We start from the raw sequence: 13,245 nt of genomic DNA, 5'->3' as shown, positions 1-13,245 counted from the left end.
CGGCCGGTGCCGAACAGCGCCGGCGGATCGAGGTAGCGCCGCCCGCGCAGCAGGCCCCAGTGCAGGCAGGCGCCGTCGCCGCAGTGCCCGGACCCGCCGGTGAGCCGTCCGATCACCTGGCCCGCCGCCACCGCCGTGCCCACCGGGAGGGTGCCGGTCACCGGGAGATAGGTGGTCCGCAGCGGGGGTGCCGGGGGAGCGCCCGCCGTCGCATGGGTGACCGTGACCACCGGCCGCCCGGCCACCGGCCCGGCGAACGTCACCACCCCGGGAGCCGCCGCCCGGACCTCCGCACCGGGAGCGGCGGCCAGGTCGACACCCCGGTGTCCCGCACCCCACGGCCGCGCCGGTGCCTCGAAGCGGCGGGCCACGGCGCCGGGCCCGCCACCCGGTCCGTCCACCGGCCACGCCCGCCCGGTACCCGCACTCCCGCCCGCCGCGAGCCCGAGCGCCCCGGCCCGCCCGGCCGGCACGAGCACCAGCAGCACGCCCAGCACCAGCACCAGCACCATGACCATCGCCAGGCCTGGGACCAGGAGCGGAGGGACCGGCCGGTCCGGTCGCCGACCGCCCGGCGGAGCGTTTGAGGCCCCCGGCGCCACGGGGCCGGCCGGAACCCGAGCAGCAGCAGTCATGGAGCCGAGGCTCCCCGGCCCGCGCCGGCCCGGCCACCCCCGCCCCGCTTCCTGTGGACAACCGGCCCCTGTGGACGGTGGCTGTCCCTCCAACGGGCGTACCCCGCCGGGTGGACAGGGGCCCAACAGAGCCGTCCGGGCGCCCCGGACCAGGGGTGTCCCCGGCCGCCCGCTCCCCGCGGAGTCGCCCGGCGCTCGGCGCTTCCCGTACACTTCACACGCGACCCGGTCCGCCGGGTCGACTTCGCACGCCCCGCCACCGGTGGTCAGAAGCGGCTCCGCCGCCACCCCTGCCAGGTGCGAGTGCCGCTCGGTCCGCCGAGCCCGGCCGGTCCTCGGACCACCGGGTGGAAGCGGCTCGGCACGTTCGGGGCGTCAGGCGTGGCTGTCACCTGGCCGCCACGGACAAACCGAGCCTGACCCGGCCGTACGCACGCGCCGAGCGGGGAGCGCCACCGCGCGCCGACCGCGACGCCTGCGCCGATGCCGGGCGTAACACCTGAGGAGCACGGCCATGGCCGTCGTCACGATGCGGGAGCTGCTGGAGAGCGGCGTCCACTTCGGTCACCAGACCCGCCGCTGGAACCCGAAGATGAAGCGCTTCATCATCACCGAGCGCAACGGCATCTACATCATCGACCTCCTGCAGTCGCTGAACTACATCGACCGCGCCTTCGAGTTCATCAAGGAGACCGTTGCCCACGGCGGCAGCGTCCTCTTCGTCGGCACGAAGAAGCAGGCCCAGGAGGCCATCGCCGAGCAGGCCACCCGCGTGGGCATGCCCTACGTGAACCAGCGCTGGCTCGGCGGCATGCTGACCAACTTCTCGACCGTCTACAAGCGTCTGCAGCGCCTCAAGGAGCTGGGCGAGCTGGACTTCTCGGACGTGGCCGGCTCCGGCCTCACCAAGAAGGAGCTCCTGGTCCTCCAGCGCGAGCACGACAAGCTGGAGAAGACCCTCGGCGGTATCCGCGACATGCAGCGCGTTCCCAGCGCCGTCTGGATCGTGGACACCAAGAAGGAGCACATCGCGGTCGGCGAGGCCCGGAAGCTCAACATCCCGGTCGTCGCCATCCTCGACACCAACTGCGACCCCGACGAGGTCGACTACAAGATCCCGGGCAACGACGACGCGATCCGCTCCGTCACCCTGCTGACCCGTGTGATCGCCGACGCCGTCGCCGAGGGCCTCAAGTCCCGCGCGGGTGTCGCCAAGGGCGACGTCAAGGCCGAGCCGGGTGCCGACCAGCCGCTGGCCGACTGGGAGAAGGACCTCCTGGAGGGCGAGAAGAAGGCCGACGAGGCCCCCGCCGCTGAGGCCCCCGCCGCCGAGGCGCCGGCCGACGAGGCCCCCGCTGCTGAGGCCCCCGCCGCCGAGGCGCCGGCCGAGCAGGCCTGACGTACCAAGGGTGAGGGGCACCCGCCGGTACGACACCGGTCGGTGCCCCTCTCTCCCGTGCCTGGGCCGAACCACCGGCCCGGGCACTACCCCACGCAGACACGCGAGACGCGAGAAGAGATTCACACCATGGCGAACTTCACCGCCGCGGACGTCAAGAAGCTCCGTGAGCTCACCGGCGCCGGCATGATGGACTGCAAGAAGGCCCTGGACGAGGCCGAGGGCAACGTCGAGAAGGCCGTCGAGATCCTTCGCATCAAGGGCCAGAAGGGCGTTGCCAAGCGCGAGGGCCGCGACGCCTCCAACGGTGCCGTCGCCGCGCTGATCGCCGAGGACAAGAAGTCCGGCGTCCTGGTCGAGCTGAACTGCGAGACCGACTTCGTCGCCAAGGGTGACAACTTCGTCAAGGTCGCCGACGCGATCGCCGCCCACGTCGCCGCCACCGCCCCGGCCGACCTGGACGCCGCCCTCGCCTCCGAGATCGAGGCCGGCAAGACCGTCCAGCAGTTCGTCGACGAGGCCAACGCGACCCTGGGCGAGAAGATCGTCTTCCGCCGCTTCGCGCAGTTCGGCGGCGACGGCTTCGTCGCGGTCTACCTGCACAAGACCAGCCCCGACCTGCCGCCGGCCGTCGGCGTCCTGGTCGAGCTGGACAAGGAGAACGCCGAGGTCGCCAAGGACGTCGCGCAGCACATCGCCGCCTTCGCGCCGAAGTTCCTGTCCCGCGAGGACATCCCGGCCGAGGACCTCGAGAACGAGCGCCGCGTCGCCGAGGCCACCGCTCGCGAGGAGGGCAAGCCGGAGGCCGCCCTGCCGAAGATCGTCGAGGGCCGCGTCACCGGCTTCGTGAAGGAGAACTCCGTCCTGGAGCAGGCCTTCGCGAAGGACAACAAGAAGACCGTCGCCAAGGTCCTCGAGGAGAACGGCGTCGCCCTCAAGCGCTTCGCCCGCTTCCGCGTCGGCGCCTGAGCCACGTTCCACCCGGGCTTCCGGCCGTAGGCTGGAAACCGCCCCCGCCCCGCTGACCGGGGCGGGAGGGAACGCGCCGTACGGGCTCACCCAGCGCCATCCGTCCATGGGCGAGCCACGTCGGCAGCATGAACGACGAGGAGGCCATTGCCGTGCAGGACACCGAACCGGTTCCCGCGGCAGTGGCCTCCTCGCGTGTACGCGCAGGCCGGGGATTCGCACGTCCGCGCCTGTGAACCAGTAGGTGTAGAAGGAGAAGTCCATGCAGGAGACGCAGGAGACCGCGCAGGACACCCACGACGGCACGCGCCGCCGGGTGCTGCTGAAGCTGTCCGGTGAGGCCTTCGCCGGCGGCGGCGGGCTCGGCGTCGATCCGGACGTCGTGCACGCGATCGCCCGCGAGATCGCCACGGTCGTCCGCGCGGGCACCGAGGTCGCCGTGGTGATCGGCGGCGGCAACTTCTTCCGCGGCGCAGAGCTCCAGGTCCGCGGCATGGACCGGGCCCGTTCGGACTACATGGGCATGCTCGGCACGGTCATGAACTGCCTCGCGCTCCAGGACTTCCTGGTCAAGGAGGGCATCGAGACCCGGGTCCAGACCGCCATCACGATGGGCCAGGTCGCCGAGCCGTACCTGCCGCTGCGCGCCGTCCGGCACCTGGAGAAGGGCCGCGTGGTGATCTTCGGTGCCGGTATGGGCATGCCGTACTTCTCGACCGACACCACGGCGGTGCAGCGGGCCCTGGAGATCCACGCCGACATCCTGCTGATGGGCAAGAACGGCGTGGACGGCGTCTACGACGCCGACCCCCGGACCAACCCCGACGCGGTCAAGTTCGACGCGCTGGAGTACTCCGAGGTCATCGCGCGCGACCTCAAGGTCGCCGACCTCACCGCGATCACGCTGTGCAAGGACAACAACCTCCCGATGCTGGTCTTCGAGCTGCTCGCGGAGGGCAATATCGCCCGGGCGGTGAAGAGTGAGAAGATCGGCACACTCATCAGCCAGGATTCTGTCCGGGCCTGAGCAGCCACCAGCCGCACCGGACGGCGCCGCGGCCGCGAGGCCCCGCCGCCGACACCGGTCGGGACAACCGCAGATGAACCGGACAGGGAGATCACAGTGATCGAAGAGACCCTCCTCGACGCCGAGGAGAAGATGGAGAAGGCCGTCGCCCACGCCAAGGACGACTTCGCCGCCATCCGCACCGGCCGCGCGCACCCGGCGATGTTCGCCAAGATCGTCGCGGAGTACTACGGCGCCGTGACGCCGATCAACCAGCTGGCCTCCTTCTCCGTGCCGGAGCCCCGGATGGCGGTCGTCTCGCCGTTCGACAAGACCGCGCTGAAGGCGATCGAGCAGGCGATCCGCGACTCCGACCTGGGCGTCAACCCGTCGAACGACGGCTCCATCATCCGGGTCGTGCTCCCCGAGCTGACCGAGGAGCGCCGCCGCGAGTTCATCAAGATCGCCCGCGGCAAGGGCGAGGACGCCAAGGTCTCGATCCGCGCCGTGCGCCGCAAGGCCAAGGACGCCATCGACAAGCTGGTGAAGGACGGCGAGGTCGGCGAGGACGACGGCCGCCGCGCCGAGAAGGAGCTCGACGACACCACGGCCAAGTACGTGGCCTCCGTCGACGAGCTGCTGAAGCACAAGGAAGCCGAGCTGCTCGAGGTCTGATGAACGACGCCCCTGACGCCCCTGGCTACTGGGGCCCGTCCGACCAGCAGTACCAGCCGTACCGGCCGCACCGGCCTGCGCAGGGACCAGCCGCCCCTGCGCAGGCCTCCGGCATACCCGGGCACCCGGCGCCGCAGCCCGGACCGTACGGGCAGTACGGCGCGGGTGACCCCGGCCACCGAACGGGTCACTCCCAGCAGCCTCCGGTGTACTGGGACCCGGACGCGGAGGAGACTCAGGTCATGCCTCCCGTACCGGCCGACCCGGGCCCCCAGCCCGCGCCCGCGCCCGGGGCCGACCCCGCCGAGGGGCCGGCCCGGGAGGCGGGTCGGCTGAGCGGACCGCTGTTCCGCGACGAGCAGCCCGGGGCGGCGGAGCCGGGTGCGTCGGAGACGGTCGTGCTGCGCGCGATCACCGACGACACCCCGCCCGCCCCCGCGGGCGGGCCGTACCCCGGCACGCCGGGCGGACCGGTGGCGGGGCAGCCCTTCCTCGTGCCGTCGTCCCACCCAGCGCAGGAGACACCCGTGGCCCAGGCCGATCCGCAGCCTCAGCCGCCGCAGCGCAAACAGCGCGGCGGCCGCAACCTCCAGGCCGCGATAGGCGTGGGCGTCGGCCTCGGCGCGGTGATCGTCGCCTCGCTGTTCGTCGTCAAGGCGCTGTTCCTGGTCGTGGTGATCGCGGCGGTGTCGGTCGGCGTCTGGGAGCTGACCAGCAGGCTGGCCGAGCGCAAGGAGATCAAGGCGCCGCTGATCCCGCTGGTCGCGGGTGGCATCGCCATGGTCGCCACCGGTTACTGGTCGGGCATCCAGTGGGCGGCGGCCTCGCTCGCGCTCACCGGGCTCACGGTGATGGTCTGGCGGATGACCGAGCCGCCCGAGAACTACCTGCGGGACATAACGGCGGGCATCTTCACCGCCTTCTACGTCCCGTTCCTCGCGACCTTCGTGGCGATGATGCTGGCCGCCGACGACGGTCCGCAGCGGATCGTGCTCTTCCTCATCGTCACGGTGTGCAGCGACACCGGGGCGTACGCGGTGGGCTACAAGTTCGGCAGGAACAAGCTGGCGCCGACGATCAGCCCGGGAAAGACCCGCGAGGGCCTGGCCGGCGGCATCGGCCTGTCGATGCTGGCGGGCGCGCTGCTGATGGAGCTGATCATCGACGGCGGCAGCTGGTGGCAGGGCCTGATCCTGGGCGGCTGCGCGGCGGTCACCGCGACCCTGGGCGACCTGGGCGAGTCGATGATCAAGCGCGACCTGGGCATCAAGGACATGGGCACCCTGCTGCCCGGCCACGGCGGGATCATGGACCGGCTGGACTCGCTGCTGCCGACCGCCCCGGTGGTCTGGCTGCTGCTGGCGGCCTTCGTCGGCAGCTGAGCCGCCGACCCGCGCCCACGGGCCCCGGACGCACGGCGTCCGGGGCCTTCGCGCGTCTGCGACACTGGAACAACCATGCCTAAGCCCGGAGAACTCACCTTTGTCGCGCCGCGCGGCGCCAAGCCCCCGCGACACCTCGCCGACCTGAGCCCCGCCGAGCGCAAGGAGGCCGTCGCCGAGCTGGGCGAGCAGCCGTTCCGCGCCAAGCAGCTCTCGAACCACTACTTCGGCCGGATGTCGAACGACCCGGCGAGCTGGACGGACATCCCCGCCGCCAGCCGGGAGAAGCTCACCGGGAGCCTGCTGCCCGAGCTGATGTCGGTGGTGCGGCACGTGTCCTGCGACGACGACACCACCCGCAAGACGCTCTGGAAGCTCTTCGACGGCACGCTCGTCGAGTCGGTGCTGATGCGCTACCCGGACCGGGTCACCATGTGCATCAGCTCGCAGGCCGGCTGCGGCATGAACTGCCCGTTCTGCGCCACCGGCCAGGCGGGGCTGACCCGCAACCTGTCCACCGGCGAGATCGTCGAGCAGATCGCCGCCGGGATGCGCGCGCTCAAGGCCGGCGAGATCCCGGGCGGGGAGGCCCGGCTCTCCAACGTGGTCTTCATGGGCATGGGCGAGCCGCTGGCCAACTACAACCGGGTGCTGGCCTCGATCCGCCGGCTGACCGACCCGGCGCCGGACGGCTTCGGCCTCTCCCAGCGCGGCATCACCGTCTCCACCGTCGGCCTGGTCCCGGCGATGCACCGCTTCGCCGACGAGGGGCTCAGCTGCCGCCTGGCGCTGTCGCTGCACGCGCCGGACGACGAGCTGCGCGACGAGCTGGTGCCGGTCAACACCCGCTGGAAGGTCGCCGAGGTGCTGGACGCGGCGTGGAACTACGCCGAGAAGTCCGGCCGCCGGATCTCCATCGAGTACGCCCTGATCAAGGACATCAACGACCAGGCGTGGCGGGCGGACCTGCTCGGCCGGCTGATCAAGAACCAGCGGGTGCACGTCAACCTGATCCCACTGAACCCCACCCCGGGCTCGAAGTGGACGGCCTCCCGGCCCGAGGACGAGCGCGAGTTCGTCCGGCGGCTCCAGTCGCACGGCGTGCCGACCACCGTCCGCGACACCCGCGGCCAGGAGATCGACGGCGCCTGCGGCCAGCTCGCGGCGGCCGGCTGACCGCGAGGCCGTCCGGCGGATCAGGTCAGGACCTGACCTGACCGGACCGGACCCGCCGGGTCAGCACCGGGTCAGTACGGGCGTCAGCGCAGTCCGGCGGCGGCCAGGGCGGCGGTCGCCCCGCCGGTGACCAGCAGGACGGTGCCGGCCATCAGGGTCCGCAGTACGACGGCGCCGACCAGCAGCCGGGGCGCCGTGCCGAGCCGCAGCAGCGCCTCGCAGACGCCCCGGCGCGCGGTGCGCAGCTCGGCCAAGCGGACGGCCACCGCGCCCGCCGCGCAGCCCAGCACCAGGCCGGCCTCGATCGCGGGCAGCACGTCGGCGCTGCCGGGCTCGCCGAGCCAGTAGCGGATGGTGGTGAGCACCATCGCGAGCGCCAGGGTGAGTACGGCCAGCGGCGCACCGAGCCGGCGGGCCTGCGCGGTGAGGCCGCGTCCGGCCAGCAGCCGCAGCGGGGTCGGCCGGCCGACCGCCAGCAGCCGGCCGGCCCAGCCGAGCAACGGGCCGGTGAGCAGGGCGAGGCCGAGCGCGCAGGCCGCCCAGCCGCCGAGCGCGGCGGTGCTGGTGGTGCCGAGACCGGCCGGCAGGTGGATCGGGCGGCCGTCTGCCGCGGCGCCGGGGCGCAGCGCGATGAGTTCCAGGGCGAGCCCGAGCACGACGAGGCCGATCGGAAGGGCGAGCCGCCACGGTCCGAAGCCGGTCGGCTCGGGCCGCGGCCGGCCGGGCAGCGTCTCGGCGTGCGGCACGGCGCCGGCCGCGGCGAGGCCCGCGGTGAGCGGGACGAGCGCGAGCAGGGCGACCGGCGCGGCGGCCGGCAGCGCCACGCCCATGCCGAGTTCGTCGGCGAGAGCGGGGCCGGCGATGTCGTTGCGCAGGATCAGGAAGAGCAGCAGGGTCAGGCCGGCGCCGGTGCCGCAGGCGAGCGCGACCTCGCCGGCGATCAGGGCGCGGATCCGGGCGGCCCCGGCCCCGGCGGTGGTGAGGCCGGTGATCCGTTCGGCCCGCCGGGCGGGCAGCGCGCGGGCGGCGACGGCGGCGAACCAGGCGACCGCGGCCAGCGGGGGCAGGCACCAGAGCAGCCGGACGAGCGCGTCGGAGCCGGCGACCGGGTCGCTCATCGCCCGGCCGAGGGCGCGCAGCAGGAAGGCGGCGACGACGGCCCCGGCCAGGGCGGTCAGCAGCCAGCGGCCGAGGTCGAGGGCCCGGTAGCCGCGGGCCAGACGGAGGTAGAACACGTCCGGCCCCCTCAGTGGCCGGCGGCCGGGACGGCGGTGGTCCCGGCGGTGCCGGGGGCGGCGGGGGCGCGCGGCACGGGTGCGACGGGGCCGGTGAGGCGTCCGTCGACGAGGGCGACGGCGCGGTCCGCGTACCGGACGAGCTCGGGGTCGTGGGTGGCCAGCACGAGGGTGAGCTGGTGGGAGCGGGCCGCGCTGGTCAGTATCCGCAGGACCTGGTCGGCGGTCTCGCGGTGCAGCGGCGCGGTGGGGTCGTCGGCGAAGACGACCGGGGGGAGCGGGGCGAGGGCCCGGGCGACGGCGATCCGCTGGCGCTGGCTCTGCAGCAGCCGGTCGGGCCGGACCTTGGCGAGCTCGCCGATGTCCAGGCGTTCGAGCCACTCGTCGGCGGCGGTGTGGGCGGCCTTGCCGCCGGCACCGGCCAGCAGCAGCGGCAGGGCGACGTTCTCCCGGGCGGTCAGTTCGGGCACCAGGTGGGGCTCGGAGCCGACGAAGCCGAAGCGGTCGCGGCGCAGCCGTTCCCGGCCGGCCCGGCCGAGGGTGTGCACGGGGGCGCTGTTGAACCAGACCTCGCCCTCGTCGACGGGGAGCAGGGCGGAGAGGCAGCCGAGCAGTGTGCTCTTGCCGGAGCCGCGCGGGCCGGTGACGGCGAGGACCTCGCCCTCCCGGACCCCGAGCGAGACGCCGCGCAGGGCGGGGGTGCCGTGATGGGACTTGACGATCCCCCGGGCCCACAGCACGTCGTTGTCAGGAGGGGCCGCTGCCATGAGGTTCCGTCCTGGGGGCCGCAGGGATATGACAGTCGTCAGATTAGAACGATCGGGCCTGGGCGCGGGCGCGGCACACTGCTCCATCCAGGGCAAATCACCCGCAATCAGGCGTGTTTGATCCGAAGAGCGGTCCGAAGAGCGCTCCGAAGAGCGGGTCGGTGGCAGGTGCCGCGGGTGGCCGGGGACCGGGCCGGGAACGCCGCAGGGCGGCCCCGCCGAAGCGGGACCGCCCTGTGACGGAGGGTGGGAAAGGAAAGCCGGGGATCAGAGCTTCGCCCACGCGTCGGTGAGGCTGGTCCGCAGGATCTGCTCGATCTCGTCGAAGGTCGACTGGTCGGAGATCAGCGGCGGGGCCAGCTGGACGACCGGGTCGCCACGGTCGTCGGCGCGGCAGTACAGGCCGTTGTCGAAGAGGGCCTTCGACAGGAAGCCGTAGAGGACGCGCTCGACCTCATCGTCGTTGAAGGACTCCTTGGTGACCTTGTCCTTCACGAGCTCGATGCCGTAGAAGTACCCGTTGCCGCGGACGTCGCCGACGATCGGCAGGTCGCGCAGCTTGCTCAGGGTGCCCAGGAAGGCGGCCTCGTTGTCGAGCACGTGCTGGTTCAGGCCCTCGCGCTCGAAGATGTCGAGGTTGGCCAGCGCCACCGCGGAGGAGACCGGGTGGCCACCGAAGGTGTAGCCGTGCAGGAAGGTGTTGTCGCCCTTGTAGAACGGCTCGGCGATGCGGTCCGAGATGATCGTGGCGCCGATCGGGGAGTAGCCCGAGGTCATGCCCTTGGCGCAGGTGATCATGTCGGGCTGGTAGCCGAACTTGTCGGCGCCGAACATGGTGCCCAGGCGGCCGAAGGCGCAGATGACCTCGTCCGAGACCAGCAGCACGTCGTGGCGGTCGCAGATCTCGCGCAGGCGCTGGAAGTACCCGGGCGGCGGCGGGAAGCAGCCGCCGGCGTTCTGCACCGGCTCGACGAAGACGGCGGCGACGGTCTCGGCGCCCTCGTTGAGAATGGCCACCTCGATCTCGTCGGCGCACCAGCGGCCGTAGGCCTCGGGGTCGACCGTGCCGTCGGGGCCGGCGAGGAAGGCCGGGGCGCGGTAGATGTTGGTGTTCGGGGCCTTGTGGGTGCCCGGCACCAGCGGCTCGAACGGGGCCTTCAGGCCCGGCAGGCCGGTGATGGACAGGGCGCCCTGCGGGGTGCCGTGGTAGGCGACGGCGCGCGAGATGACCTTGTACTTGGTCGGCTTGCCGATCAGCTTGAAGTACTGCTTGGCGAGCTTCCAGGCGGTCTCGACGGCCTCGCCGCCACCGGTGGAGAAGAAGACCTTGTTCAGGTCGCCCGGGGCGTAGTTGGCCAGACGCTCGGCCAGCTCGACGGCCTTCGGGTGGGCGTAGCTCCACACCGGGAAGAAGGCGAGCTCCTTGGCCTGCTTGGCGGCGGCCTCGGCGAGCTCCTCACGGCCGTGGCCGGCCTGGACGACGAACAGGCCGGCGAGGCCGTCGAGGTACTTGCGTCCCTTGTCGTCCCAGACGTAGGTGCCCTCGCCCTTGACGATCGTCGGCACGGGGGAGTTCTCGTACGACGACATGCGGGTGAAGTGCATCCACAGGTGGTCGTAGGCGGTCTTGGAAAGGTCCTTCTGCGCCGGGTCGGCTGTCATCGGGTGCCCCAGGTGTAGGTCTGTTTCCGGAGCTTCAGGTAAACGAAGCTCTCGGTGCTCCGCACGCCGGGAAGCGCGCGGATGCGCTTGTTGATCAGTTCGAGCAGGTGCTCGTCGTCCTCGCAGACCAGTTCGGCCAGGAGGTCGAACGAGCCCGCGGTGCAGACGACGTAGTCGACCTCGTCGAGGGCGGCCAGCGCGTCGGCGACGGGTTCGATGTCGCCCTCGACCCGGATTCCGACCATCGCCTGGCGGGTGAAGCCGACGGTGAGCGGGTCCGTGACGGCGACGATCTGCATCACGCCCTGGTCGAGCAGCTTCTGGACGCGCTGCCGCACGGCCGCCTCGGACAGGCCGACGGCCTTGCCGATGGCGGCGTACGGGCGGCGCCCGTCCTCCTGGAGCTGCTCGATGATCGCCTTGGAGGCGGCGTCGAGGGGAACGCTGGCGTTCCGGTCGCGGTTGGCCACGCCGCCACTGTGCCCGATCGTTCCCGTGTTCGCAAGCGCGGAAACTGCTGATTTCGTCGTGATCTTGGAAAACCCATGCGGATTTCATCGTCTGTGCGCGGCCGGCCTGTCGATACCGGCAGTCGTCGGGCTACCCTGGCTGCGGTACGCGCGCGGCCCCGCAGCGCCGCGCGCATTCCGCCAAACCAGTGGACCGCGGCACTTCCGGCGCGGCCACTCGGCGCCCTTCGTCGGCCGGTCCGGCCGACGTACCATGGCGCCGGATTCTGCAACGCCGCAGGCCGAGACCGAGGAGAGACCCGTGAGCGACCTTCGCACGCTGCGCAACTACATCAACGGTGAGTTCGTCGATGCGGCCGACGGCCGCACGCTCGACATCGTCGACCCCACCACCGGCGAGGTCTACGCGACGTCCCCGCTGTCCGGCGCCTCCGACGTGGACGCCGCCATGGACGCCGCCGCGGCCGCGTTCCCGATCTGGCGCGACACCACCCCGAGCACCCGGCAGAAGGTGCTGCTCAAGGTCGCCGACGCGGTCGAGGCCCGTGCCGACGAGCTGGTGGACGCCGAGTGTCGCAACACCGGCAAGCCGCGGGCGCTGACCCTCTCCGAGGAGATCGGCCCGATGGTCGACCAGATCCGGTTCTTCGCCGGCGCCGCCCGCCTGCTGGAGGGCAAGGCCGCCGGTGAGTACATGGACGGCATGACCTCGATCGTCCGCCGTGAGCCGGTCGGTGTCTGCGCCCAGGTCGCGCCGTGGAACTACCCGATGATGATGGCGGTCTGGAAGTTCGCCCCGGCCATCGCCGCCGGCAACACCGTCGTGCTGAAGCCCTCCGACACCACCCCGGCCTCCACCGTGCTGCTGGCCGAGATCATCGGCGGCGTCCTCGCGGAGCTGGAGCTGCCGGCCGGCGTCTTCAACGTGATCTGCGGCGACCGCGAGACCGGCCGTCTGATGGTCGAGCACAGGACCCCGGCGATGGCCTCCATCACCGGTTCGGTGCGCGCCGGCATCCAGGTCGCCGAGTCCGCCTCCAAGGACGTCAAGCGCGTCCACCTGGAGCTGGGCGGCAAGGCCCCGGTCGTGGTCTTCGAGGACGCCGACATCGCCGAGGCCGTCGAGGGCATCTCGATGGCGGGCTTCTTCAACGCCGGCCAGGACTGCACCGCCGCCACCCGCGTGCTGGTGCACGAGTCGATCCACGACGCCTTCGTCGAGGCGCTGGCCAAGGCCGCGGCGGAGACCAAGACCGGTGGCGTGGACGACGAGGACGTGCTGTACGGCCCGCTGAACAACGCCAACCAGCTGAAGCAGGTCTCCGGCTTCATCGAGCGCCTGCCGGAGCACGCCAAGGTCGAGGCCGGCGGCCACCGGGTCGGCGACAAGGGCTTCTTCTACGCCCCGACCGTCGTCTCCGGCCTGCGGCAGGACGACGAGATCATCCAGAACGAGGTCTTCGGCCCGGTCATCACCGTGCAGAGCTTCTCCGACGAGGAGCAGGCCGTCGGCTACGCCAACGGCGTGGAGTTCGCGCTGGCCTCCTCGGTGTGGACCAAGGACCACTCCCGCGCCATGCGGATGTCGCGCCGCCTGGACTTCGGCTGCGTCTGGATCAACACCCACATCCCGCTGGTCGCCGAGATGCCGCACGGCGGCTTCAAGAAGTCGGGCTACGGCAAGGACCTGTCCTCCTACGGCTTCGAGGACTACACCCGCGTGAAGCACGTCATGACCGCGATCTGAGCGGGTCATGACCGTCGGGCGCGGTATGACCGCGATCTGAGCGGGTCATGACCGTCGGGCGCGGTATGACCGCGATCTGAGCGGGTCATGACCGTCGGGCGCGGTATGACCGCGATCTGATG

11 protein-coding genes and 1 pseudogene are annotated in these 13,245 nt (G+C 72.0%); 7 read left to right on the top strand and 5 right to left on the bottom strand.

Translation table 11 applies throughout. The annotated features are described in order from the left end of the window. Positions 1–83: 83 nt before the first annotated feature. Positions 84–512, bottom strand: a pseudogene (locus tag ABT093_RS26350) (peptidoglycan DD-metalloendopeptidase family protein); the annotation flags it as partial. A gap of 637 nt (positions 513–1,149) precedes the next feature. Here ABT093_RS26350 and rpsB point away from each other — a divergent pair. From rpsB to rlmN, 6 genes are all read left to right on the top strand, one after another. Then, positions 1,150–2,034 (top strand): 30S ribosomal protein S2, encoded by an 885-nt coding sequence (gene rpsB / locus ABT093_RS26345; RefSeq protein ID WP_350568698.1) that lies wholly within the window; start codon positions 1,150–1,152, stop codon positions 2,032–2,034. A gap of 129 nt (positions 2,035–2,163) precedes the next feature. Next, positions 2,164–3,003, top strand: coding sequence for a translation elongation factor Ts (tsf, locus tag ABT093_RS26340; RefSeq protein ID WP_350568696.1), 840 nt, complete (start codon positions 2,164–2,166; stop codon positions 3,001–3,003). A 262-nt stretch (positions 3,004–3,265) separates the two neighbouring features. Further along, the gene (pyrH, locus tag ABT093_RS26335) at positions 3,266–4,030 is read left to right on the top strand and encodes a UMP kinase (protein WP_350568694.1); all 765 of its coding nucleotides are present in this window, start codon (positions 3,266–3,268) and stop codon (positions 4,028–4,030) included. A 96-nt stretch (positions 4,031–4,126) separates the two neighbouring features. After that, positions 4,127–4,684 (top strand): ribosome recycling factor, encoded by a 558-nt coding sequence (gene frr / locus ABT093_RS26330; protein ID WP_350568693.1) that lies wholly within the window; start codon positions 4,127–4,129, stop codon positions 4,682–4,684. A 242-nt stretch (positions 4,685–4,926) separates the two neighbouring features. Continuing rightward, positions 4,927–6,066, top strand: a complete 1,140-nt coding sequence (locus ABT093_RS26325; RefSeq protein WP_350568692.1) for a phosphatidate cytidylyltransferase — start codon at positions 4,927–4,929, stop codon at positions 6,064–6,066. 75 nt (positions 6,067–6,141) lie between these two features. Next, on the top strand, positions 6,142–7,242 hold the full coding sequence (gene rlmN / locus ABT093_RS26320; protein WP_350568691.1) for a dual-specificity RNA methyltransferase RlmN: 1,101 nt from the start codon (positions 6,142–6,144) through the stop codon (positions 7,240–7,242). A gap of 83 nt (positions 7,243–7,325) precedes the next feature. Here rlmN and ABT093_RS26315 read toward each other — a convergent pair whose 3' ends face one another. The 4 genes from ABT093_RS26315 to ABT093_RS26300 form a co-directional block, all read right to left on the bottom strand. After that, positions 7,326–8,477 (bottom strand): hypothetical protein, encoded by a 1,152-nt coding sequence (locus ABT093_RS26315; RefSeq protein ID WP_350568689.1) that lies wholly within the window; start codon positions 8,475–8,477, stop codon positions 7,326–7,328. Positions 8,478–8,488: 11 nt separating this feature from the next. Beyond that, positions 8,489–9,244: an ABC transporter ATP-binding protein gene (locus ABT093_RS26310; RefSeq protein WP_350568687.1), complete on the bottom strand. Its 756-nt coding sequence runs from the start codon at positions 9,242–9,244 to the stop codon at positions 8,489–8,491. A 267-nt stretch (positions 9,245–9,511) separates the two neighbouring features. Then, positions 9,512–10,906: an aspartate aminotransferase family protein gene (locus ABT093_RS26305; protein WP_350568685.1), complete on the bottom strand. Its 1,395-nt coding sequence runs from the start codon at positions 10,904–10,906 to the stop codon at positions 9,512–9,514. Next, on the bottom strand, positions 10,903–11,376 hold the full coding sequence (locus ABT093_RS26300; protein ID WP_030243538.1) for an Lrp/AsnC family transcriptional regulator: 474 nt from the start codon (positions 11,374–11,376) through the stop codon (positions 10,903–10,905). The genes ABT093_RS26305 and ABT093_RS26300 overlap by 4 nt, the downstream gene beginning before the upstream one ends. 253 nt (positions 11,377–11,629) lie before the next feature. Between ABT093_RS26300 and ABT093_RS26295 the strand changes: the two genes are divergently transcribed. Beyond that, complete coding sequence (locus tag ABT093_RS26295; protein WP_350568684.1) at positions 11,630–13,123, top strand: gamma-aminobutyraldehyde dehydrogenase; 1,494 nt, start codon at positions 11,630–11,632, stop codon at positions 13,121–13,123. Positions 13,124–13,245 lie beyond the last annotated feature (122 nt).

The organism is Kitasatospora sp. NPDC002551, assembly GCF_040296005.1.
Lineage (GTDB): Bacteria > Actinomycetota > Actinomycetes > Streptomycetales > Streptomycetaceae > Kitasatospora.
Note: the sequence above shows the minus strand (reverse complement) of the source record. Positions and strands in the feature narration are given on the sequence as shown.

Bases quoted from the DNA above. Each gene is read 5' to 3' on its own strand.
- rpsB (WP_350568698.1), top strand. From the start codon at position 1,150: ATGGCCGTCGTCACGATGCGGGAGCTGCTGGAGAGCGGCGTCCACTTC.
- tsf (WP_350568696.1), top strand. From the start codon at position 2,164: ATGGCGAACTTCACCGCCGCGGACGTCAAGAAGCTCCGTGAGCTCACC.
- pyrH (WP_350568694.1), top strand. From the start codon at position 3,266: ATGCAGGAGACGCAGGAGACCGCGCAGGACACCCACGACGGCACGCGC.
- ABT093_RS26325 (WP_350568692.1), top strand. From the start codon at position 4,927: ATGCCTCCCGTACCGGCCGACCCGGGCCCCCAGCCCGCGCCCGCGCCC.
- rlmN (WP_350568691.1), top strand. From the start codon at position 6,142: ATGCCTAAGCCCGGAGAACTCACCTTTGTCGCGCCGCGCGGCGCCAAG.
- ABT093_RS26310 (WP_350568687.1), bottom strand. From the start codon at position 9,244: ATGGCAGCGGCCCCTCCTGACAACGACGTGCTGTGGGCCCGGGGGATC.
- ABT093_RS26305 (WP_350568685.1), bottom strand. From the start codon at position 10,906: ATGACAGCCGACCCGGCGCAGAAGGACCTTTCCAAGACCGCCTACGAC.
- ABT093_RS26295 (WP_350568684.1), top strand. From the start codon at position 11,630: ATGGCGCCGGATTCTGCAACGCCGCAGGCCGAGACCGAGGAGAGACCC.